Genomic DNA, 20,709 nt, shown 5'->3' on the forward strand with positions numbered 1-20,709 from the left:
TTTCTCAGAGGGTTGCAGTCACGCCGCCATCGACGTACAGGATGTGGCCATTGACGAAGTTGGAGGCATCGCTCGACAGGAACACCGCTGCCCCCATCAGGTCCTCGACGTCGCCCCAGCGCCGCGAGGGCGTGCGCCCGACCAGCCACTTCGTGAACTCCTCGTTCTTGACCAGCGCATCGGTCAGCTCGGTCTTGAAATAGCCCGGCCCGAGGCCGTTGACCTGGATCCCGTGCTGGCCCCAGTCGATCGCCATGCCCTTGGTCAGCATCTTCACGGCGCCCTTGCTGGCGGTGTAGGGCGCAATGCCGGGGCGGCCGAGTTCGCTCTGCACCGAGCAGATGTTGACGATCTTCCCGCGCCCGCGCGCAATCATGTGTTGCGCGACCGCCTTGCCGACCAGAAACACGCTGTCGACGTTGGTCTTCATGAGCTCGTGCCAGTGGGCTTCATCGAACTGGTCGAGCGGCCCGCGCCGCTGCATGCCGGCGTTGTTGACGAGGATGTCGATGGGCCCGATGTCGGTCTCGATGCGCCCGATCGCCTCGTCGACGGCCGCTCCCGAGGTGACGTCGAATGCGGCGGTGAAGACCGTGGCGCCTTCGTCCCGCAACTGCGCAGCAGCCTGCTCGAGCTTGGCCGCGTTGCGCGCGTTCAGGATCACGCGGGCACCGGCGCCTGCGAGTCCGCGCGCCAGCGCAAAACCGATGCCGGCACTGGAGCCGGTAATGAGCGCAGTGCGCCCGCTGAGATCGAAACGCTTGAGAATGGGGTTCACGTCTGTGTCCTGAAATCCGGTTGAACAACGGAGGAAGGAATGGAATGTTCACATAGATGAACCGAGTCCGAGCAGCTCATCGCGAAGATGCCCTTCGCGTCCTGCTCATCGCCGATCGGTCGAAAGCACTTCTGCATTGACCGGGCTCGGTGGCTGGCCCCCGCATGGGCCAGCACCCAATGCAGCGATCAGGTTGTCGACGGTGAGCGACGCCATGGCCCGGCGCGTCTGAATCGACGCGCTCCCGATGTGCGGCGTCAGCACCACGTTCGGCAAGCCGAGCAGCGCTGGATGGACCATGGGCTCTCCTTCGAAGACGTCGAGCCCGGCCGCCGCGAGCGTGCCGGCCCGCAGTGCTGCGGCGAGCGCCGCATCGTCAACGATCCCGCCTCGCGCGATGTTCGTCAGAGTGGCTGTGGGCTTCATCTGCGCCAGTTCCCCAGCCCCGATCGCATGATGCGACGACTCCGAGTAGGGCAGCACCAGCACCAGGTGATCGGCTTCGCGCAACAAGGTTGCCTTGTCCACATAGAGGGCACCACTCTCGGTTTCGGCCTCGGGGCTCAAGCGCGAGCGGTTGTGATAGATCACCTGCATGCCGAAGCCAAGCGACCCGCGGCGTGCGACCGCACGGCCGATGCGGCCCATGCCGAGAATGCCCAGTGTCGCGCCATGCACGTCCGGGCCCGCGAACATGTCGAAGATCCCTGTCTTGGTCCAGTCGCCCTGCCGTACAAAGCGCTCGGATTCGCCGATGCGCCTGGCAGCGGCCATCATCAGCGCGAAACCGAAGTCGGCCGTGGTTTCCGTGAGGACATCGGGTGTGTTGGTCACCAACACGCCGCGCTGGGTGCAGGCCTCGACATCCACGTTGTTGTAGCCCACGCCGACATTGCAAACTGCCTTGACCGTGGGGCATGCATCTAGGAGGGCCGCGTCGATGCGGTCGCTGCCATGGCTCATCACACCTTGCTTGCCGTGCAGGCGCCGCCTGAGTTCGGCGGGGTCCCAGAGGGTGTCGTGAGGGTTGTCTTCGACGTCGAAGTGCTCGCGCAGGCGTTCGACGATGTCGGGGAACGTGGCACGGGTGACGAGAACGGCGGGCTTCATTGATGGCTCGAAATTGCGTTATCCATGGCAGCTTGGTCAGTTGGGGCAGCGTGCTTCGAGCGCATCCACGAAGCTGCGGCCCCAGCGACCTTCCTTCATGGCGCGCAGGGTTTCAGCTTCGGTGCCGAGGTGGGCCCGGGCCCTCTCGATCAGCCACTCGGCATCGTTCGGCGAGAACGCCATCAGGCCGTCCTGGTCGCCGACCACGACATCGCCGGGGTTCACGAGCATGCCTCCTACCGACACCGGCACATTGATTTCGCCGGGGCCGTCCTTGTACGGCCCACGGTGATTCACGCCGCGCGCATAGACCGGGAAGTCACGCGCCCGGATCTCGGCGACATCACGAATCGCGCCATCGAGCACAACCCCGACCGTGCCGATCGTGGCCGCGTAGAACGACAGGATGCCGCCGATGACCGCATTGGACAGGCAGCCGTCGGCATCGATCACGATCACATCGCCGGGCCGGCAGAACTCGAAGGCGCGCAACAGCGTCAGGTTGTCTCCGCCACGGGACTTGATCGTGACGGCAGTGCCTGCCATCGTGCCGGGGCCCGGCCGGTGATAGGCGTTGAGCCCGACGCTGCCGATGTTGCGATGCATGTTGTCGCTGAGCGCGGCAACGGGGATGTCTCGCAGCGCGGCGATGTGCGCCGGATTGACTTGCGGTGCGGACGGGTTCTTGCGGATGGCCTTGAATTCCATGGAAGTCTCCAGTTCGGTGTTCGGTTTCGGCGGGGGAGGGCTCAGCGCAGCTCGGCCACGGCTCGGGCGATGCGCGCGCAACCTTCCTCGAGGTTCTCGATCGAGGTCGCGATCGACAGCCGGAAGTACGGCGACAGGCCGTAGGCCGTGCCTGCGACCATCGCGACGCCCTCGCTTTCGAGCAGGTACATGACGACATCGCCGTCGTCTGCCAGGACCTTGCCAGACGGGGTCGATTTGCCGATCAGGCCGCTGCAGTTGACGTAGAGATAGAAGGCACCCTGCGGCGTGGCGCAGCTCAGGCCGGGGATCGCGTTGATGCGGGCGAGCGTGCGGTCGCGACGCTGCTTGTAGACGGCAACGCTCTCGGCGACAAAGGACTGGTCGCCGTTCATGGCTGCAGCCGCCGCGGCCTGGCTGATGGAGCAGCAGTTGCCGGCCGATTGCGACAGCAGCGTATCCATCGCGTGGACCATGTCTGCCGGTCCGGCCACGTAGCCGATGCGCCAGCCGGTCATCGCATAGGTCTTCGAAACGCCGTTCACCACGAGCGTGCGATCCCGCAACTCGGGGGCCGCGGCAAGGAGATGGGGCGTCTTCTCGCCGTCGAAGCGGATGTGCTCGTAGATGTCGTCGGTCATGACAAGGACTTGCGGATGGCGTACCAGCACATCGGCCAGTGATCGGTATTCGTGCGTGGTGTAGGCCGCGCCGGTCGGGTTGCTTGGCGAGTTGATCAGCAGCCAGCGCGTACGTGGCGTGATGGCGGCCTCGAGCTGCGCGGGCGTCAGCTTGAAGCCATTGCGCTCGGGACAGGCGACGATCACGGGCTGGCCTTCGCAGGCGAGCACCATGTCGGGGTAGGACACCCAGTAGGGCGCAGGCACGATGACCTCGTCGCCCGGTTCCAGCGTGACGGCGAACGCGTTGTAGATCGCGCTCTTGGCGCCGTTCGTGGCAATGATCTCGTTCATCGCATACGTCAGACCGTTCTCTCGCTGGAGCTTGCCGAGGATGGCTTCACGCAGCTCGACCGTTCCGGCCATCAGCGTGTAGCGCGTGGCGCCCTTGTCCATGGCCGCGACCGCCGCTTGGCGGATGTGCAAGGGGGTGTCGAAATCGGGCTCGCCGACGACGAGATTCACGATGGACTTGCCCTGGCGGCGCAGTTCGTTGGCGCGGTCGGCGGCAGAGGTGCTGGGCGAGGGCTTGATGCGCCGTACGCGCTCTGCGATGCGTGAGGTGGTCATGACTTCCAGGTGTGGGATGGCAGGTCCGTACGGTACGCAGAACCGGCCGCCGAGGCCAAGACGAGTTCGATCTGTACAGATAGGAAGAGCTTATGGAACGCACCGATGGCTGGCCAGCGGCCTCGGTGCTAGGCTCAACTTTTGCTTCGGAGGCAGGCGTGAACCTGCGGCGGCTCAAGTACTTCGTGAAGATCGTGGACATCGGCAGCCTCACGCAGGCGGCCGAGGTTCTTTTCATTGCCCAGCCAGCGCTGAGCCAGCAGTTGGCGACGCTCGAGGGGGAGGTGAGGCAGCAGTTGCTGGTGCGGACCAAGCGCGGCGTGACGCCGACCGAGGCCGGCAAGGTCCTCTACCGCCATGCGCAGATCATCCTGCGCCAGTGCGACCAGGCGCAGACCGACATGGAGGCCGCAGGCCAGGGCGTGTCGGGCCAGGTCTCCGTGGGCCTGGCGCCAGGCACGGCAGCCGCGGCCCTCTCGCTGCCTCTCCTGCGCACGGTGCGGGCGCGTCACCCGGGCATCCTGCTCTATCTCAACGAGAACTACGGCACCACGCTGAGCGAACTCATCATGAACGGCCGGATGGACCTGGCCGTGCTCTACGGCGACAAGGCGATTCACGGCCTGACCTTCTTGCCGCTGCTGAAGGAGCCGCTGTTCCTGGTCGGCCCGGCATCGATCCCGGCGCCGGCGCAACCGGTGCGCCTGGCCGACCTTCGCGACATGGAGCTCTTCCTGCCGCGGCCTTACAACGTCGTGCGCAAACTGGTCGATGCGGCCTTCAGCCGGCTCGGCGGCGCCCCGCGTGTCGTCGCCGAGATCGAATCCGCGTTCACGCTGACCGCGGCCGTGGCGGATGGCTTGGGCGCGACCATTCTGCCGGCCTCGATGGCGCGCGAGGTGGTGACGGCCTGCGGGGCCTGGCAGTTCCAGATCGTCGATCCCGTCATCGAAGCGCCGCTGGCGCTCTGCCAGTCCGACCACCTGCCGCTGTCCGAGCCCGCACAAGCCGTGAAGGACATCCTGCTCGAACTGGTGACCGAGCTGTCGCACAGCCCTCACGCGCTCGGCGAGCCTTTGGTGGCCATGCCGTCATAAGACGCCCTTATCCCGGCACAGCCAATCCGTCTTTGGCTTTGCGAGCGCCGCGGGCTACCGTTCAAGCCTGCCGTCACGTGTTCGCGGAATGCGTCGGCCACCAAGGAGATCCCGCCGTCCCGGCGGGTCCGGCATGAATCAGGAACAGATCAGGATCCTCATCGAGGCGTTGGCGGGCTCGGAGCTTTCGGAGCTCGAATACAGCGAGGACGGCTGTACCTTGAGGTTGGTGAAACAGCCGGCGGAAGCAGGCAGTGCCCGGCCGTGTCAGGCGGCCCGCCATCTCAGGCCCGAGGCTGATGCGGCGCAGCGGGCTGTCGAGGCAGTACCGACCGACGCGGCCGGCGCGCAATCGGCAGCCGAAGCCGACGCCGCGGCCCAGTGCGTCGCCCCGCTGTATGGCGTGATCCACCTGCAACCTTCGCCCGGCGAGCCGCTGTTCGTGCAGCCCGGCCAGCGTGTCGCGGCCGGCCAGACCTTGTGCGTGATCGAAGCCATGAAGGTCTTCAACGAGGTGCGTGCCGAGGCAGACGCCAAGCTGGTCGAGGTGCTCGTGCGCTCGGGCGACGAGGTCGAGGCCGGCCAACCCCTGTTCCGCCTGGCCTGAGAGCGACGCCATGTTCGACACCGTTCTCATTGCGAACCGCGGCGAGATCGCGCTGCGCATCCTGCGTGCCTGCCGCGGCCTGGGCCTGCGCACGGTCATCGCGCATTCCGAGGCCGATGCTGACGCACCCTATGTGCGGCAGGCCGACCAAGGCTTGTGCATCGGCCCGGCCAGCCCAAGCCTCAGCTACCTGAACCAGTCGGCGCTGCTCTATGCGGCCGAGGTCAGCGGTGCGCAGGCCATTCATCCGGGATACGGCTTCCTCTCCGAGAGTGCAGGCTTTGTCGAGAGGGTGGAGCAGGCCGGCCTGCACTTCGTCGGCCCGAGCGCCGCCTGCATCCGCGTGATGGGCGACAAGGTGTCGGCCAAGCGCGCCATGCGCCGGGCCGGCGTGCCATGCGTACCGGGCCCTGACAGCGGCCTGCCCGATGACCCTGACGCGGTGCGCGCCATTGCACGCGAGGTCGGCTTTCCCGTCATCGTGAAGGCGGCCGGCGGCGGCGGCGGCCGCGGCATGCGCGTGGTGCGCCAGGAGGGCGAGCTGCTGGAGGCGCTTGCGCTCACGCGCGAGGAAGCGCGCCGCGCCTTCGGCAATCCGGAGGTCTACGTCGAGAAATTCCTGCTGCATCCGCGCCATGTCGAGATCCAGGTGCTGGCCGACAACCATGGCCGCGCGATCTGGCTCGGGAGCCGGGACTGCTCTTTGCAGCGCCGTCACCAGAAGGTGATCGAGGAAGCCCCGGCACCCGGCATCGACGAGGCACTGATCGCTTCCGTCGGCGAGAGTTGTGCGGCGGCTTGCAGGCAGATCGGCTACTGCGGTGTCGGCACCTTCGAATTCCTGTACGAGAAGGGCGCCTTCTACTTCATCGAGATGAACACGCGGCTCCAGGTCGAGCATCCGGTCACCGAGATGACCAGCGGGATCGACATCGTCCAGCAGCAGCTTCGCATGGCGCGCGGCGAGCGGCTCGCCATCGAGCAGGTCGACGTGCCTTGCAGGGGGCATTCGATCGAATGCCGCATCAACGCGGAAGACCCGCACACCTTCGCACCATCGCCGGGGCGCATCACGGACTGGTGCGTGCCCGGCGGCTTCGGCGTGCGCTTCGATTCGCATGCGGGCGCTGGCTATCGCGTGCCGCCTTACTACGACTCCATGATCGGCAAGTTGATCGTCCACGGCAGCAGCCGCGATGACGCGCTCGACCGCATGCGGCTCGCGCTCGGCGAGCTGCAGATCGAAGGCATCGCGACCAACGTCGCCTTGCATCGGGCACTGATGGCAGACGAGGGCTTCGCTGCCGGCGGCGTCGATATCCACCACCTCGAGCGCTGGCTGCAGCGCAGGAGTGCCTCATGAGCCCCATCGGATCGCCCACGGTCAGCCTCCTCGGCACCACTGCGCTGCTCTTCGAAGCGCCGGGCGCCATGGCGCTTCCTTCGCAGCAGCGCATCTGGGCGCTCGCGAAGGAAGCCGCGGCGTGGCCCGAAGTGCGCGAGGCGGTCCCTGGCATGAACAACCTGATGCTGAGCTTCACCCGTCCGCCGCACGCGCTCGATGAACTGAAAGCACGGCTGGACGACGCGTGGCAGGCCGTCACGCCGCTCGCGCGCGAAGGCAGGGTGTTCGAGCTCCCGGTGCGCTACGGCGGTGCAGGCGGTCCGCACCTGGCAGATGTGGTGGCGCACACCGGCCTCGCGGTCGAGGCCATCGTCGAGCTGCACAGCGCGCCGCTCTACCCGGTGTATGCGCTCGGGAGTCACCCCGGCTATTGCTACCTCGGGGGCATGGACCCACGTATCGCGACGCCGCGGCGCCAGGTGCCGGTGCTGAGCATTCCGGGCGGAGCGGTGTCGATCGGCGGAGCGCAGACCGGCGTCTCGGCTTCCGCCGGGCCCAGCGGCTGGAACACCATCGGCACGACCACGATGACCTTCTTCGACCCGTCGCGCAATCCTCCCGCGACCCTGGAGCCGGGGGACCGCATCCGCTTCGTCGTCGAAGGGATCGAGCCATGATCGAAGTCCTTTCCAACGCTGCGCTGGCGACTGTGCAGGACCTCGGGCGCACGGGCAGCTTGCGCTATGGCGTGGGTACCGCCGGCGCCATGGACGACCTGGCCTTGGCTGCGGGCAATCTTCTGCTCGGCAACGATCCGGGGGCTGCGGGTATCGAGGTGCCGGTATTTCCGTTCAAGGTCCGCTTCGACGCCGATTGCGCCTTTGCACTGACCGGTGCCGACTGCGCAGCGAAGCTCGATCTCGAACCGTTGCTGCCCTGGTGGGCGCATCGAGCGCACGCCGGTCAGGTGCTGACGCTGGGGCTTCCGCAGGGAGCACGGCGCGCGAGCCGGGCCATGCTGTGCCTGCCCGGCGGCGTCGATGTGCCGGAGGTTCTGGGGTCGCGCAGTACGCAGTTGCGCGGTTCCTTCGGTGGGCACGAGGGAAGGGCACTGCGAAAAGGGGATGTCTTGCGCGCCGCCGAGCCCGGCCGCGTCTGTCGGACCGGTTTCGGGCTGGTGCCGCCTTCCTTGGCCCTGCCTTTGGAATGCGACGGGTTGGTCGCGCTGCGCGTGCTGCCGGCCGCCGAGTACGAAGCTTTCGAACCGGCCTCGCGCGAGGCCTTCTGGGCCGGCGAATGGCGGATCACGGCGCAGAGTGACCGCTATGGGTACCGGCTGTCCGGCGCCGCGTTGTGCCCGACGGCACCGATGGAACTGCGCTCGCATGGCATCGTTCCGGGTGTGATTCAAGTGCCTCACAGCGGCCAACCCATCATCCAGATGCGCGATGCGCAGCCCTCGGGCGGGTATCCGAAATTCGGCACGGTCATCGAGGCGGACCTGTGGCGATTGGGCCAGGCGCCGATCGGCAGCCGCATCCGTTTCATCGAGGCCAACTGGGACGAGGCAGTCGGGGCGCTGGAACAAAAAGATGCCTGGCTTGCGAAGGTGGCCCGCATGGTGGCGCTGCACCGCAGCGGGCCGATGGGAATGGCCGCATGAAGAAGGCGCCCGACGAGCTTCGCGAGATTGCCGGCTGGATGGCGGCGGCCGACATCGGATTTCTCGAACTGCGGATGCCCGAGGGCACCTTCAGACTGGCGCGACGTGGCCACGACGTGGTGGCCCTGGAGGGTTGCCCGCACAGCGATGCCCGGCTCGATCATCCGACTGCTGCAAGGGCCTGTGCGGACTCTCCGCCCGTCACGGCGATCGCCGCTTCGGTCGGGGTGTTCCTGCGCGCCCACCCGGACGCCAGTTCCCCCTTTGTGCGGGAAGGACTGCGCGTGCAGGCAGGCCAGATCCTGGGACTCCTGCGCATCGGCGTGCTGCTGCTGCCGGTGACCGCACCCAGGGCCGGCAAGGTCTCCGCACTGCATGTCGAGGACTGCGCCCCCGTCGGCTATGGCGCTGCCCTCGTCGATCTCGATCCTTTCTGACGAAACGAGGACACCGCCATGGACATGGACCTCAACGCTGACCTCGGTGAAGGCTTCGGCCCCTGGCGCATGGGCGACGACGACGCACTTCTGGGCATCCTTTCCTCGGCGAACGTCGCCTGCGGCTTCCACGCGGGCGACCCGCGGATCATGGACCGCACCGTTCGCACGGCACTCGATCGCGGCGTCGACGTGGGCGCCCATGTCGGCTTCCCGGACCTGGCGGGCTTCGGCCGCCGTCCGCTGCAGATGGACACGCCGGAACTGGTCGCGGCCGTCATCTACCAGATGGGTGCGCTGGCCGGGATCGCGCGCGCCGCCGGGCACCGGATGACGCACACGAGCTTCCACGGGGCGCTCGGCAACATGGCGGCGGCGGATGCGGAATTCGCGGCACCACTCGTGCGAGCGGTGGCCGACTTCGATCCGGCACTCACGATCAGCACGTCGGCAAGCCGGGCCATCGAGGATGCGGCCGAGCGGTGCGGGCTTCGCGTTCGCACCACCTTCCTGGCCGACCGCGCCTGCGACGACGCCGGGCTGTTGATTTCGCGCAAGCTGCCCGGCTCGGTGATCCACGACCCCGAGCAAGTGCTGACCCGGGTTCGGCAGCTGCTGGAGGAGGGGACCGTCACCACCTACGCGGGCAGCAGGATTCCGATGCGCGCGCATTCGATCCTGGTCCACGGGGACACCCCCGGAGCGGTCGCGCTCGCGCGCGGTGTGCGCAAGCTGGTCGAGGCCCACGGCCGGGTGGTTCCCATCTCGCGCCAAACCGCCTGAGCCGGCTCGCGAACAGGCACGGACATGGTGCTTACCCTGACACCGAGCGCCCCCTTCGAGGGCGACATAAGGGAGCCTTATCGCTCCACAGCCAATCCGTCTTGGCGCCCCCGGTGTGCCGTCGATACAGTGAATTCATCCGCCGATAGAAAGTGATCCCCATGCCATTCACCGATTACAAGACCGCCCTCGTGACAGGGGCCTCCTCCGGCATCGGCGCCGCCGTCGTCGAGCGCCTGTGCAACGAAGGACTGCAGGTCCACGCGCTGGCTCGCAGCGGCGACAAGCTGAAGGAACTCGCGTCGCGCACCGGCTGCATCCCGCACGCGATCGACGTGAGCGATCTGGCCGGCGTGACCGCACTCACCCGGGAGGTCGACTTCGACGTGCTCGTGAACAACGCCGGGGTCGACCGCCCGGGTTCGATCCTGAAGGCCGACGCCGAGGGCATCGACCTCCTGGTGGACGTCAACCTGCGCGCCGTGCTGCATCTTTGCCGGCTCGTCGTTCCGGGCATGGTGGCGCGCGACAGCGGCCACGTCGTCAACATCAGCTCGATCGCGGCGGCCTACAACTTCGGCGGCAACAGCACCTACCACGCGACCAAGGCCGCCGTGAGCATGCTGTCGAGCCAACTGCGCGTGGACTGCTTCGGCAAGCGCGTTCGCGTGACCGAAATCTGCCCGGGTCGTGTCGCCACCGACATCTTCGCGCACGTGCATGGAGACTCCGAGGAAACGCGCAAGCGATTCGTCGATGGCTACGAACTGCCGCGGGCCGTGGACATCGCGAATGCCATCGCCTTCGCCATCGCGGCACCCGTCGCGGTGAACATCGGCCACATGGAGATCACGCCGACGCTGCAGGTGCCCGGCGGCTTGTCCACAGCGAAGCCGGAGACGGTCCGGGCCTGAGCGGGCCGGCCCCTCCCCGCGAGAGCACGCCATGAAGGACTTCGATCTCCTCGCGATCCTGCTGAAGCCCGATTTCGGCGCCATGCTGCTGCACGGTGTGGCGTTGACGATGAAGATCGCAGTCGGCTCATGGCTGCTCGCAATGGCGATCGCCTTCGTCTTGCTGGTAGTGCGTCTGAGCGCCAATCCGATCGCGGAGCGCGCGGTGGCGGTCTACGTGTCCTATCACCGCAATGTGCCAACGCTGGTGCAACTGATGCTCTGGTACTTCGGTATCTTCAGCCTGTTGCCCGACGCCGTGCAGGCCTGGCTTTCGAACAACAATGCAGAGGCCCTGATCTCGATCGTCGCGCTCGGCCTGTGCCAGGCCGCCTATTTCAGCGAGGACATGCGCTCCGGCCTGCGTGCCATCCAGGCCGGTCAATCCGAGGCAGCGCGCGCGCTGGGTCACGGATATCTTGGCGCGATGCGACATGTGCTGCTGCCGCAGGCCGTGCGCAACGCGGTGCCGGCCCTCGTGAACCACAGCGTGTCGCTGTTCAAGAACAGCAGTCTCGCGATGGCGATCGGCGTTGCCGAACTGACCCATGCGGTCAAGGAAATCGAAAGCCAGAGCTTCCGCACGTTCGAGGCCTACAGCCTCGCGACCGTCATGTACCTGGTGGTGTCGCTGCTGATCATGGGCGTCGGTGCGGCGATCTCGCGTCACTATCGCGTTGCCGCGGCGAGGTGAGACATGTTTGGAATCTTCGACATCCTGCGCGACAACTGGCTGCTGCTGCTGGTCGGCCAGTACCCGAACGGCCCGCTGGGCGGCATATGCGCCACGCTCATTCTCTCGGTGCTTGGCATCGCGCTGGCTTTTCCTGTTTCCGTGTTGCTTGCACTGGCGCGTTTGTCCCCATGGCGTGCCTTGCGCTTGCCGGCCACGGTGCTCGTGTACATCGCGCGCGGCGTGCCGCTCCTGATGGTCATCCTGTGGGTGTACTTTCTCGTGCCGATCCTGATCGGGCGTGAGGTGTCCGGCTTCACGACGATGCTGTGCACGCTCGTGATCTACGAAGGCGCGTACCTCTCGGAAGTGGTGCGAGCCGGCATCCAGGCGCTGCCACAGGGGCAGACCGAAGCCGCCCGCGCCCTGGGCCACAGTCACCTGGGCACCATGGCCTTCGTGATCCTGCCCCAGGCGCTCTACAACATGCTGCCGAGCCTGCTGAGCCAGTTCATTTCCACCATCAAGGAAACCACGCTGGGCTACGTGATCAACGTGCAGGAACTCACCTTTGCCGCGAACCAGATCAACAACCAGCTGTTGACCAAACCGTTCCAGGTGTTCTTCATCCTCGCAATGACCTACTACGTCGTCTGCTTCAGCCTGACGCAATTCGCGCAATGGCTCGAGCGGCGGATCGCCCACAAGCGGCTCGGCAGCGCGACACCGGTCGCTTCGGACGACAACCTGCCGTTGCCGCCCGTGGCAGCCAATCCCTGATGCCGCGATTCGACGGCCAAAGAATCTGGAACGGAGACAACACCATGGACACCCTCGTACGACCCAGCGCGCGGCCCAAGGCACGCGAAGACGACACCATGATCCTGTTTTCCAGCATCAACAAGTGGTATGGCGAGTACCAGGCCCTGACGGAGGTCAACGCCGAGGTCCGCAAAGGCGAGGTGGTCGTGGTCTGTGGCCCTTCCGGCTCCGGCAAGTCGACCCTCATCCGTACCGTGAACCGGCTCGAGGAGATCAAGTCCGGGAAGTTGCTGTTCGATGGCCATGACATTCATGCGCCGATGAGCAGCCAGGCCTTGAACAAGCTGCGCAGCCGCATCGGCTTCGTGTTCCAGAGCTTCAATCTGTTCCCGCATCTGTCGGTGCTGGAGAACATCATGCTGTCTCCCGTGCGCGTGCTGGGGGTGAAGCGCAGTGATGCGAAAGCCAGAGCCGGCCAACTGCTGGAACGCGTCGGGCTGTCGAACAAGGCCAATTCATACCCGGCGCAGTTGTCCGGTGGCCAGCAGCAACGCGTCGCCATCGCGCGCGCGCTGGCAATGGAGCCCCCGGCGATGCTTTTCGACGAGCCCACCAGCGCGTTGGACCCGGAAATGGTCGGCGAGGTGCTTTCGGTCATGCGCAGCCTTGCCAACGAGGGGATGACCATGATGTGCGTCACGCACGAGATGAACTTCGCACGTGAGGTCGCCGACCAGGTCTGGTTCATGGACGCAGGCCGCATTCTCGAGAAGGCTGATCCCGAGACCTTCTTCACCCGACCCCAGCATCCCCGAGCGCAGCGCTTCCTGTCCGACTTGCGCGCGCACTGAAGCCGACTTGCCCCGCGTACCGGCCCGCCTTTCTTCTCCACCCGATCGTCTTCTCCAGGAGTTCCCCATGTCGAAAGCCAATGTGACCCGTCTTGCCGCCCTCGCCGCGGCCCTCTGCGCAAGCTCGCTGGCGGCCCAGGCCGATCAGTGGAGCGACATCAGTGCGCGCAAGGAACTCAAGTGCGGCACCTTTGCCGACGTGCCCCCTTTCGCGGCGCCCGATCCCAAGACCCGCGAGATGGTGGGCCACGATGTCGACCTCTGCAACGCGATTGCGAAGGAACTGGGACTGACGGCCAAGGTGACCCCGTTGTCGGTCGAGGCGCGCGTGCCCGAGGTCAAGCTCGGTCGCGTCGACGTGACCATTGCCAACCTGGCCTACACCAGGAGCCGCGGCGAGCAGATCCAGTTCAGCGATCCGTACTACGTCGCCAAGGAAATGCTCGCGGTCAAAGCCTCCGATCCGGGCACCACCAAGGCCGACTACAAGGGCAAGCGACTGAGTTCGACCAAGGGCTCGACCTCGGAGCTGTCGATCAAGATGAACGGCTCCGAACCGGTGACCTTCCAGGACACCGGGTCTGCGTTCATGGCTGTCCAGCAGAACAAGTCGATGGGTATGGTCGCCAACACCATGACGATCACCAAGCTGGTCAATCAATCGAAGAACGAAGGCGTTGCGCTCAAGATGATCAAGGAGCCGATGGTCCTGCAGCCGATCGGGATCGGGATGAAGAAGGACGAGCCGGCGCTCCTGGCCAAAGTCAACGAAGCGCTCTACTCACTGGAAAAGAAGGGCGAGCTGGACAAGCTCTGGAGCAAATGGCTTGGTCCCAACACCGAATACAAGATGACACGGGACGAAAAAGTCACTCCGCTTGCAGATTTGAAGTTCGAACTTCTTCCTTGAGACTTCGGCGGCGAATTCGTTCCAGAAGCGGCCGACGCAGATGCGCTCGAGTCCCTTCAGCAAGCGCAGCGCCCAGGGCTTGCCGTCTCATCTGCTCTTCAGCGCCTTCCGCACGCTGGTGCCTGCGTCGTGGATGTGCGCGTGCCACCGGGCGACCACCGGGTCTTCGATCGCCCAACGCTTGAAGGCCAGAAGAGTCGGGCTCGTCGGCAGCGGTACGCGGGTGCGCAGCACGCGGACCATGCCCGACGACGCATGCTGCCGGGCAATCGACTCCGGCGCGATTGAAAGCAAGCCCGTTCGCGCAGCAAGCGCCAGGCCGGTTTCGAAGGCGCGCGTTTCGATCACCGGCTGCACCGGTGGCAAGCCGCCGTCACTGCAGTAACGGTCGAACGCCTCGCGCGAACTGGTGCGCGCATCTGGCAGCACCCAGCGATGGCGCATCAAGTCGTCCAGTGACAAGGGCGAGCGCCCGGGCCCATCGGCATCGGCGCCGCAGACAATCACGGTCCGCTCGTCGTAGAGCGGTTCCGCGACGATGTCGTCGTCACCGGTCGAGTCGCCGCGCTTTCGCAGGATGGCGAAGTCCAGCATGCCCCGGCTCACTGCGTCCCACAGATAGGCGCTGCTTTCCTCGACCACGCGCAGTCGCCCGGGCTCAGCGTCCTGCGACACGCGGGTCAGCAGCGCCGGCAGCAGCGTGTGCATCGCGCGCGCTATGCAGCCCAGGCTGACAGGGCCCCGCTCGCGCTGCGGCGAAACGTCCATGCGTTCAAAACCGCGAAGCACGGCCCGCGCCTGGGGAAGAATGCGCTCGCCGAAGAGCGTTGGACGGCTGCCGCGGCTGGACCGCTCAAACAGACGGCCACCGAGCAACTGCTCCGCCTCGGACAACAGGCGCGACACGGCTGGCTGTGCCAACTCCAGGGCCGCCGCGGCCCGATGCACCGACTTGCCGTCCTCGATCGCGACGATGGCCACCAGATGCCGGCGCTGGATGGCGCGCTGCGAGTCCCGTTTGCTTTCGACCATAAGGGTTTTGATATTACTGGATGCTTTTAACATATCGTTTACGGAATCACCTGGGGCTGTTAACTTGGCGCTCACATCCACTTCGCCGGTACTTTCCATGCCACGCATTTCCGTTACCAAGCTCGCGCCTGCGCTCGGCGCCGAGATCTCCGGCATCGACCTGCACCTGCCCATCGACGACGCCACCCTCGGCGCGCTGAAGGACGCCTGGGCCTCGCACCTGGTGCTGCGCTTTCGCGGCCAGGCGCTCACAGACCCCCAACTGCTTGCCTTCAGCCGCCTGCTCGGCCCGCTGGACCCCCCGGGCCCCAATCCCTACGGCAAGCCCTTCCTCGAGGACTTCCCCGAGATCAACGTCATCTCCAACGTCAAGGTCGGTGGCGCGCCCATCGGCAACCTTGGCGACGGCGAGGCAGTCTGGCATTGCGACATGACCTATATCGAGGCGCCTCCTCGGGCGGCGCTCCTTCACGCGCTGGAGATCCCGCCGAGCGGCGGCGACACCTTCTGGTCGAACATGTACGTCGCCTTCGAGACCCTGCCCGATGCGATGAAGAAGCGCATCGCCGGCCTGCGCGCGATCCACGATGCCACCTACAACAGCGCCGGCGTCATGCGCAAGGGCATGAGCGAGGTGACCGATCCCCGCAAGGCGCCCGGCGCACAGCACCCGCTCGTCATCAAGCACCCGGACACCGGTCGCGCCGCGCTCTACCTCGGGCGTCGCCGCAATAGCTACGTGCTCGGCCTCGAACTGGAGGAGAGCGACGCGCTTCTCGACGAACTCTGGGCGCACGCGTCGCGCCCGGAGTTCACCTTCAGGCAGGTATGGCAGCAGCACGACCTGATCCTCTGGGACAACCGCTGCACGCTGCACCGCCGCGATGCCTTCGACCCGACGGCGCGCCGCGTGATGCATCGCACCCAGATCAAAGGCACGCCTGTCGCGCCCGCCTTCGAGGCGGCTTGAATGGACACGCTCTGCCTGCCCATTCGCAGCGTCGAAGTCTTCGGCGTCGCCGTGCCGCTGGTCGGCCCCGGCTTCCGCAACGCGTATATCGTCAAGAAGGCGCAGAAGAGCGCCATCGTGCGGCTCGTCGCGGAGGACGGCAGCGTCGGCCTCGGCAACATCGATCCCTCGCCCGGCTACTCGGTCGAGACCATCGAGCAGTCCCTGCGGGCGCTGCGCGAGCAGCTGGCCGTGGCGGTGCAGGGCCAGGACGCGGGCAACCCGCATCGCATCCTGCAACGGATGGACCAGACGCTCGCCGGCCACCTCGACGCCAAGGCCGCCATCGAGATGGCCTGCATCGACCTCATCTCGCGACGGCTCGGCATCCCGGTGCACCAGTACCTCGGCGGCAAGCTGGTCGACGAAGTGTGCTTCAACGCCTGGATCGGCATCGTCCCGCCCGACGAGGCCGCAGTCGAGGCGCGCAAATGGTTCGATCGCGGATTCCGCTCTGCCAAGATCAAGGTGGGCGGCGGCATCGAAGCCGACCGCGACCGCGTGCGCGCCGTGCGAGAGGCCGTGGGTGCAGACATGGCGCTGCGTGCCGACGCCAACGCCGGCTACTCGGTGGAGGATTCGATCGCCCTCGGCCGCCTGCTCGAACCGCTCGAGATGCAATTGCTGGAGCAGCCTGTCGCCGCCGAGGACCTCGAGGGCATGGCGCGCGTTCGCCAGGCAATCGGCATTCCGGTCATGGCCGACGAATCGATAACCGACCATGTCAGCCTGGTCGCCGTGATCCGCGCGAACTGCGCCGACATCGTGAAGCTCAAGGTCATGAAGCAGGGCGGTTTCCTGGGTTGCAGGCGCATGCTGGAGACCGCCACCGCGGCCGGCATGAAAGTCGTGATCGGCCATGGCTTCGGCCTCGGCATCAACACGGTCGCCGAGATCATGCTGGCCTGCACCAGCACGCAAGTCCTCGAGGGCCTGGAATGCGTCGGGCCATTGAAGACCTCGGACGACATCGTCACCCGCAAGCTCGACCTCTCGAGCGGGCGCATCGCGGTGCCCGACGGCCCCGGCCTCGGCGTGACGCTCGACGACAACAAGGTGAAGCAATACCACTTTGACGCGTGACCCCTCGCGCGACGCTGGAGACAAGAACATGAGACCCTTCCTGAAGATGGCCGCAAGGGCGGCGCTGTCACTCTTGCTGCCCCTCGGCGCGGCCGCCCAAGGCCCGGACGCCGCCAGCTACCCTTCAAAGCCCGTCACCGTGCTCGCGCCGTTCGCGGCGGGTGGCACGGTGGACATCATCGCCCGGCTGATGGGACAGAAGCTCTCCGCAGACCTCGGGCAGCCTTTCGTGGTCGACAACCGCGGCGGGGCCGGCGGCACCATCGCCACGGGCATGCTCGCGCGGGCGGCGCCCGACGGCTACACGGTCATGGTCCAGCACATGGGACTTGCCTTCAATGCAGGCCTCTACGAGAAGCTTCCGTTCGATACCGCGCGCGACATCCGGCCGGTGGCCTACATCGGTGCAACGCCGAACGTCCTGGTCGTGAGCAAGAGCCTGCCGGTTCGTAGCGGCGCCGAGTTCCTGGCCTATGCGAAGGCCAATCCCGGCAAGGTCAACTATGGTTCGGGCGGTGTCGGAAGTGCGGGCCATGTGCCGATGGCCGTCGTGGCGTCAATGACCGGCCTGACGATGCAGCACGTGCCATACAAGGGTTCCGGCCCGGCCATCGTCGACCTGATGTCGGGGCAGATCCACGCGATGCTGCTCACCATTCCGGCTGTGATGCCCTTCATACAGCAAGGCAGCCTCCGCGCACTGGCAACCTCCGGCGCGCGGCGTTCGCCTGCGCTGCCCGACCTGCCGACCATGGAAGAGGTCGGCGTGAAGGGATTCGAGTACGAGCCGTGGTACGGCTACTTCGTGCCAGCCGGAACGCCGCCCGCAATCCAGAAGAAGCTGCACGATGCGGTCGACAAGGCCCTGCAGGACCCGGAGATCATCTCGAAGATGCGCGAGCAGGGGTTGGAGGTGAAGCGCATGTCGCAGCAACAGTTCGTCGATATCGTTGCGCGCGATACGGCAGCGTGGAGTGCAAAGATCAAGGCACTGGGGCTGCGCGCCGACTAGAGACACGATCGACTCATCTCTCTAGCGGTGTTGGTGGGTTGGGTGAAGAAGTTCGAGCGGACTGCCTCTCCTGCGACTCACCCGCCTGCACGCGGCCAACGTGACAAAAGCCGCACGTCGACATCCAACTTTCGATTCGTCCTTCGTTTTGGCAACGATCGCCAAAATGACACGTAACATCCGCGCTGTAAAAAAAACAATGCGGTGAGCGCAAAAGCCGAAGCACTTCTTCGGTCCGTTCTTCGATGAGAGGAACCTGCGCCTGCGGCGACCCCGAGAGGTTGGAGATCCTGTTGAGAAATCTTGTACGCGCGCTGTGCGTCTGCGTGCTGTCGGCTGCCGCCTTGCTGCCGATCGCTTCGTCTGCCCAGGGCACTCAGGTGGCCTTTGCCGGCCTGGCTTATGCAGGCGATGCCGCGTCCCTCGAAACGCGATTTCCCTTTTCGCGCCAGTACGAAAAACGCGTCGAAGCCGCGGATGCTCGGGTGGACGCGCAGATCCGGGCCGCCATCGCCAAGACGGCGCCGCGCCATTTCGAGGTCCTTCCTGGACTGATCGAGGAGCTGAAGGGGCGGGACCAGGCGCTGGTCACCTCCCTCGTCATCAATTCCGAGACCGTCTCGGTCGAAACCTTCGGCGAGCTTCGCAAGCTGTTCGTGCTCATCCGCGGACAGGCCCTGTTCTTCGACTTCAAGACGCAGACCGTTATCCGCTCGTATCCGCTCAGCTTCGCTTACATCGACGTCTTCGACCACCAGCCGACGCAGGATGAATTGCTCGCGCGCGTGCGCAGCGTCTACGAAGGCGCGGCAGGCAAGCCCGGCATCTTCGCGCGCTATGCCGACGTGCTGGCCAACGCCACAATTCCCTCGCAGGTGTCGCGCTTCCTCAAGGTGACGGAGGTCACGGTGAGCGATGCCGTCGCGGCAAGCCTGCCCGCCTACCTGAAAGACAGCCCGGGCGCCGCGCAGACCTGGGCCGGGGATATGGTGAGCGAGGCAATCTCGACCCGCGCCGGCGTGCCGATCATTCCCTACACCAAGGGCTACGCGGTCGGCAACGTGTTTCCGATGCGCATCTCGGATGGCACGGTCTTCAACCTCAAGCTGCCGGAGCCCGACTATGCGATCTCGGTCGACCTGACCCACGTGAAGAAGGTGCAGTTCGGACAAGTCGCCGCCGGCAGCAGCTTCATCTACGGCACCTTCGCCACCATCAAGATCCAGCTGCCCGGCATGGCCAGCCACTACATGGACTCGTCGTTCAAGAACGGCGAGACCAAGGTCGTGCCGGCCACGCAGACCTTCGTCGACGACTTCCCGGCGTACTACGACTCCTGGAACGCGCTCTTCAGGCGCGTCGCCGAGGCCATGGCCGGCAAGGACCAGGCCGCCTGGCTCAAGGCCGCGGCGTCCGCACCCGACATCGACTCCCAGCTTCAGAAAACCAAGGAAATGATCCAGCAATGCAAGTAATCCGCACTTTCACGTTGGCCGTGCTGGCGAGCTTCGCCATCACTTCGATGGCGCAGGTCCAGCAGGCGCGCGGCAAAGCCTCGGTGACCTACCAGGGCAAGAGCGCCACGGCCGATGACAAGGCCAGGGCCACCCAGGCCGCCCAGCTCAAGGCGGTGGAATTCTTCTATGCCGAGGCCGGCGAGTCCGAGTCGGAGAACTTCGACGCGGTGCGCGACAAGATCCTCTCCAATCCCGACCGCTACATCCTCGAGTCCACCGTGCTCGGCGAGGAAGACAGCGCCGACAAGCGCCAATACACCGTGGCGGTGCGCGTGTCGCTCAACGTTGCCAACCTGCGCAACCTGGTGAAGTCCAACTCGGCGGTCGCAAAGGCCGGCGCTACGGAGAAGTCGCCTCTGGCCTTCCTGTTCGTCTCGCGCCAGGTCGCCTCGGTCAAGTCGTTCGACGACCGCGTGTACAAGCGCGTTGATGAAAGCGTGAGCGGCGCCGTGAACGCGGCGAACGTCAAGACAGGTGTCGAGGGCGAGTCGATAAGCGGTGGCCAGATCCGCACGAACGAGTCGACTTCAAGCAAGACCGACATCGCGGCCAACCGCACGCGCACCCTCGAAACAGGTGGCAGCACGGTCAAGCGTGCCAGCGAGGCGACGTTCCGCCTGATCCCAAGCGCCAATCTGAACCAGGTCTTCACCGGTATGTTCAGCAAGGCGGGCTTCCGGGTTGCCGAAGCAGCCTACATCGAGCCTATGTCCGGCGGCGCCTTCAAGGTCGCCAACGTCGAGAACGACTACCAGTCGGGCAACGACCTCAAGTCCTCGACGCTGCAGTCGATGGTGACCGGCATGCGCAATGCCAAGGTGCCCTACCTCGCTTACGGAACGCTCGACGTCGGCGCCGCCGACAAGGACCCGGCCACGGGCCTGGTGCGGGTGTCGGTGACCGTCAACGCCAAGCTGCTCGACGTGACGCAGGCCTTCCCTGAAACCAAGGCCGCCGTCGGTCCGGTGCAGTACGCCGGGGTCGGCCCGTCCGAAGACGAGGCGCGCGGCAACGCACTCAAGCTGGCCGCCAACAACGCCGCACGCGAACTCACCAGCCAGATCACCGCCCTGCGCGTGCAGTAAGGCCGGCCCGCCCCCCTTTTTCCATTACAACAAGCACCTGAACG

The 20,709-nt window shown here is 65.9% G+C and carries 22 protein-coding genes; 17 read left to right on the forward strand and 5 right to left on the reverse strand.

Annotated elements, in window-relative coordinates; genetic code table 11:
* Positions 1-4 precede the first annotated feature (4 nt).
* The 4 genes from G3W89_RS10185 to G3W89_RS10200 all read right to left on the reverse strand — a co-directional run bounded on the left by G3W89_RS10185 (position 5) and on the right by G3W89_RS10200 (position 3,846).
* Positions 5-778: a glucose 1-dehydrogenase gene (locus tag G3W89_RS10185; RefSeq protein WP_162573970.1), complete on the reverse strand. Its 774-nt coding sequence runs from the start codon at positions 776-778 to the stop codon at positions 5-7.
* A 105-nt stretch (positions 779-883) separates the two neighbouring features.
* Positions 884-1,888 carry a 2-hydroxyacid dehydrogenase gene (locus G3W89_RS10190; protein ID WP_162573971.1) on the reverse strand — a complete coding sequence of 335 codons (1,005 nt, stop codon included), beginning with the start codon at positions 1,886-1,888 and terminating at the stop codon, positions 884-886.
* 36 nt (positions 1,889-1,924) lie between these two features.
* Positions 1,925-2,596, reverse strand: a complete 672-nt coding sequence (locus tag G3W89_RS10195; RefSeq protein ID WP_162573972.1) for an RraA family protein — start codon at positions 2,594-2,596, stop codon at positions 1,925-1,927.
* A 41-nt stretch (positions 2,597-2,637) separates the two neighbouring features.
* On the reverse strand, positions 2,638-3,846 hold the full coding sequence (locus G3W89_RS10200) for an aspartate transaminase (protein WP_162573973.1): 1,209 nt from the start codon (positions 3,844-3,846) through the stop codon (positions 2,638-2,640).
* Between the two features lie 158 nt (positions 3,847-4,004).
* Between G3W89_RS10200 and nac the strand changes: the two genes are divergently transcribed.
* The 12 genes from nac to G3W89_RS10260 all read left to right on the forward strand — a co-directional run bounded on the left by nac (position 4,005) and on the right by G3W89_RS10260 (position 13,927).
* Positions 4,005-4,943, forward strand: coding sequence for a nitrogen assimilation transcriptional regulator NAC (gene nac / locus G3W89_RS10205; protein ID WP_162577411.1), 939 nt, complete (start codon positions 4,005-4,007; stop codon positions 4,941-4,943).
* 133 nt (positions 4,944-5,076) lie between these two features.
* Positions 5,077-5,550, forward strand: coding sequence for an acetyl-CoA carboxylase biotin carboxyl carrier protein (locus G3W89_RS10210; protein WP_162573974.1), 474 nt, complete (start codon positions 5,077-5,079; stop codon positions 5,548-5,550).
* A 10-nt stretch (positions 5,551-5,560) separates the two neighbouring features.
* The gene (accC, locus tag G3W89_RS10215; RefSeq protein WP_162573975.1) at positions 5,561-6,913 is read left to right on the forward strand and encodes an acetyl-CoA carboxylase biotin carboxylase subunit; all 1,353 of its coding nucleotides are present in this window, start codon (positions 5,561-5,563) and stop codon (positions 6,911-6,913) included.
* Positions 6,910-7,572, forward strand: a complete 663-nt coding sequence (gene pxpB / locus G3W89_RS10220) for a 5-oxoprolinase subunit PxpB (RefSeq protein WP_162573976.1) — start codon at positions 6,910-6,912, stop codon at positions 7,570-7,572. The genes accC and pxpB overlap by 4 nt, the downstream gene beginning before the upstream one ends.
* A complete protein-coding gene (locus tag G3W89_RS10225) occupies positions 7,569-8,558 on the forward strand; it encodes a biotin-dependent carboxyltransferase family protein (protein ID WP_162573977.1) in 990 nt (329 codons plus the stop codon). Before pxpB ends, G3W89_RS10225 begins: the two co-directional genes overlap by 4 nt.
* The gene (locus G3W89_RS10230) at positions 8,555-8,995 is read left to right on the forward strand and encodes an acetyl-CoA carboxylase biotin carboxyl carrier protein (RefSeq protein WP_162573978.1); all 441 of its coding nucleotides are present in this window, start codon (positions 8,555-8,557) and stop codon (positions 8,993-8,995) included. The genes G3W89_RS10225 and G3W89_RS10230 overlap by 4 nt, the downstream gene beginning before the upstream one ends.
* 18 nt (positions 8,996-9,013) lie before the next feature.
* On the forward strand, positions 9,014-9,778 hold the full coding sequence (locus tag G3W89_RS10235; protein WP_162573979.1) for a LamB/YcsF family protein: 765 nt from the start codon (positions 9,014-9,016) through the stop codon (positions 9,776-9,778).
* 161 nt (positions 9,779-9,939) lie between these two features.
* Positions 9,940-10,692, forward strand: a complete 753-nt coding sequence (locus tag G3W89_RS10240) for an SDR family oxidoreductase (RefSeq protein ID WP_162573980.1) — start codon at positions 9,940-9,942, stop codon at positions 10,690-10,692.
* A gap of 31 nt (positions 10,693-10,723) precedes the next feature.
* Positions 10,724-11,425, forward strand: coding sequence for an amino acid ABC transporter permease (locus G3W89_RS10245; RefSeq protein WP_162573981.1), 702 nt, complete (start codon positions 10,724-10,726; stop codon positions 11,423-11,425).
* Positions 11,426-11,428: 3 nt separating this feature from the next.
* Positions 11,429-12,184, forward strand: a complete 756-nt coding sequence (locus tag G3W89_RS10250) for an amino acid ABC transporter permease (RefSeq protein WP_162573982.1) — start codon at positions 11,429-11,431, stop codon at positions 12,182-12,184.
* 98 nt (positions 12,185-12,282) lie between these two features.
* Positions 12,283-13,017 carry an amino acid ABC transporter ATP-binding protein gene (locus tag G3W89_RS10255; protein ID WP_162577412.1) on the forward strand — a complete coding sequence of 245 codons (735 nt, stop codon included), beginning with the start codon at positions 12,283-12,285 and terminating at the stop codon, positions 13,015-13,017.
* A 67-nt stretch (positions 13,018-13,084) separates the two neighbouring features.
* Positions 13,085-13,927: an ABC transporter substrate-binding protein gene (locus tag G3W89_RS10260; protein ID WP_162573983.1), complete on the forward strand. Its 843-nt coding sequence runs from the start codon at positions 13,085-13,087 to the stop codon at positions 13,925-13,927.
* An 87-nt stretch (positions 13,928-14,014) separates the two neighbouring features.
* On the opposite strand, the gene G3W89_RS10265 is transcribed toward G3W89_RS10260, so the two are convergent.
* The gene (locus G3W89_RS10265) at positions 14,015-15,058 is read right to left on the reverse strand and encodes a LysR family transcriptional regulator (RefSeq protein ID WP_162573984.1); all 1,044 of its coding nucleotides are present in this window, start codon (positions 15,056-15,058) and stop codon (positions 14,015-14,017) included.
* On the opposite strand from G3W89_RS10265, the gene G3W89_RS10270 reads away from it, so the two are divergent.
* From G3W89_RS10270 to G3W89_RS10290, 5 genes are all read left to right on the forward strand, one after another.
* Positions 15,057-15,929, forward strand: a complete 873-nt coding sequence (locus G3W89_RS10270) for a TauD/TfdA dioxygenase family protein (protein WP_162573985.1) — start codon at positions 15,057-15,059, stop codon at positions 15,927-15,929. The genes G3W89_RS10265 and G3W89_RS10270 overlap by 2 nt on opposite strands.
* Positions 15,930-17,051, forward strand: a complete 1,122-nt coding sequence (locus G3W89_RS10275) for a mandelate racemase/muconate lactonizing enzyme family protein (protein ID WP_162573986.1) — start codon at positions 15,930-15,932, stop codon at positions 17,049-17,051.
* Between the two features lie 28 nt (positions 17,052-17,079).
* Entirely contained in the window at positions 17,080-18,063 is a 984-nt protein-coding gene (locus G3W89_RS10280) for a Bug family tripartite tricarboxylate transporter substrate binding protein (RefSeq protein ID WP_162573987.1), read from the forward strand.
* A 293-nt stretch (positions 18,064-18,356) separates the two neighbouring features.
* Positions 18,357-19,538 carry a hypothetical protein gene (locus tag G3W89_RS10285; protein ID WP_232076441.1) on the forward strand — a complete coding sequence of 394 codons (1,182 nt, stop codon included), beginning with the start codon at positions 18,357-18,359 and terminating at the stop codon, positions 19,536-19,538.
* The gene (locus G3W89_RS10290; RefSeq protein ID WP_162573988.1) at positions 19,529-20,665 is read left to right on the forward strand and encodes a hypothetical protein; all 1,137 of its coding nucleotides are present in this window, start codon (positions 19,529-19,531) and stop codon (positions 20,663-20,665) included. Before G3W89_RS10285 ends, G3W89_RS10290 begins: the two co-directional genes overlap by 10 nt.
* Positions 20,666-20,709: the final 44 nt, after the last annotated feature.

Origin of the sequence: Variovorax sp. PBL-H6 (genome assembly GCF_901827155.1) — a bacterium.
Lineage (GTDB): Bacteria > Pseudomonadota > Gammaproteobacteria > Burkholderiales > Burkholderiaceae_C > Variovorax.

What these genes read in the sequence shown, in the direction of transcription:
- G3W89_RS10190 (WP_162573971.1), bottom strand. Translation starts at nt 1,888, where the DNA reads ATGAAGCCCGCCGTTCTCGTCACCCGTGCCACGTTCCCCGACATCGTC.
- G3W89_RS10195 (WP_162573972.1), bottom strand. Translation starts at nt 2,596, where the DNA reads ATGGAATTCAAGGCCATCCGCAAGAACCCGTCCGCACCGCAAGTCAAT.
- G3W89_RS10200 (WP_162573973.1), bottom strand. Translation starts at nt 3,846, where the DNA reads ATGACCACCTCACGCATCGCAGAGCGCGTACGGCGCATCAAGCCCTCG.
- G3W89_RS10210 (WP_162573974.1), top strand. Translation starts at nt 5,077, where the DNA reads ATGAATCAGGAACAGATCAGGATCCTCATCGAGGCGTTGGCGGGCTCG.
- accC (WP_162573975.1), top strand. Translation starts at nt 5,561, where the DNA reads ATGTTCGACACCGTTCTCATTGCGAACCGCGGCGAGATCGCGCTGCGC.
- pxpB (WP_162573976.1), top strand. Translation starts at nt 6,910, where the DNA reads ATGAGCCCCATCGGATCGCCCACGGTCAGCCTCCTCGGCACCACTGCG.
- G3W89_RS10225 (WP_162573977.1), top strand. Translation starts at nt 7,569, where the DNA reads ATGATCGAAGTCCTTTCCAACGCTGCGCTGGCGACTGTGCAGGACCTC.
- G3W89_RS10230 (WP_162573978.1), top strand. Translation starts at nt 8,555, where the DNA reads ATGAAGAAGGCGCCCGACGAGCTTCGCGAGATTGCCGGCTGGATGGCG.
- G3W89_RS10235 (WP_162573979.1), top strand. Translation starts at nt 9,014, where the DNA reads ATGGACATGGACCTCAACGCTGACCTCGGTGAAGGCTTCGGCCCCTGG.
- G3W89_RS10240 (WP_162573980.1), top strand. Translation starts at nt 9,940, where the DNA reads ATGCCATTCACCGATTACAAGACCGCCCTCGTGACAGGGGCCTCCTCC.
- G3W89_RS10245 (WP_162573981.1), top strand. Translation starts at nt 10,724, where the DNA reads ATGAAGGACTTCGATCTCCTCGCGATCCTGCTGAAGCCCGATTTCGGC.
- G3W89_RS10250 (WP_162573982.1), top strand. Translation starts at nt 11,429, where the DNA reads ATGTTTGGAATCTTCGACATCCTGCGCGACAACTGGCTGCTGCTGCTG.
- G3W89_RS10255 (WP_162577412.1), top strand. Translation starts at nt 12,283, where the DNA reads ATGATCCTGTTTTCCAGCATCAACAAGTGGTATGGCGAGTACCAGGCC.
- G3W89_RS10260 (WP_162573983.1), top strand. Translation starts at nt 13,085, where the DNA reads ATGTCGAAAGCCAATGTGACCCGTCTTGCCGCCCTCGCCGCGGCCCTC.
- G3W89_RS10270 (WP_162573985.1), top strand. Translation starts at nt 15,057, where the DNA reads ATGCCACGCATTTCCGTTACCAAGCTCGCGCCTGCGCTCGGCGCCGAG.
- G3W89_RS10265 (WP_162573984.1), bottom strand. Translation starts at nt 15,058, where the DNA reads ATGGAAAGTACCGGCGAAGTGGATGTGAGCGCCAAGTTAACAGCCCCA.
- G3W89_RS10275 (WP_162573986.1), top strand. Translation starts at nt 15,930, where the DNA reads ATGGACACGCTCTGCCTGCCCATTCGCAGCGTCGAAGTCTTCGGCGTC.
- G3W89_RS10280 (WP_162573987.1), top strand. Translation starts at nt 17,080, where the DNA reads ATGAGACCCTTCCTGAAGATGGCCGCAAGGGCGGCGCTGTCACTCTTG.
- G3W89_RS10290 (WP_162573988.1), top strand. Translation starts at nt 19,529, where the DNA reads ATGCAAGTAATCCGCACTTTCACGTTGGCCGTGCTGGCGAGCTTCGCC.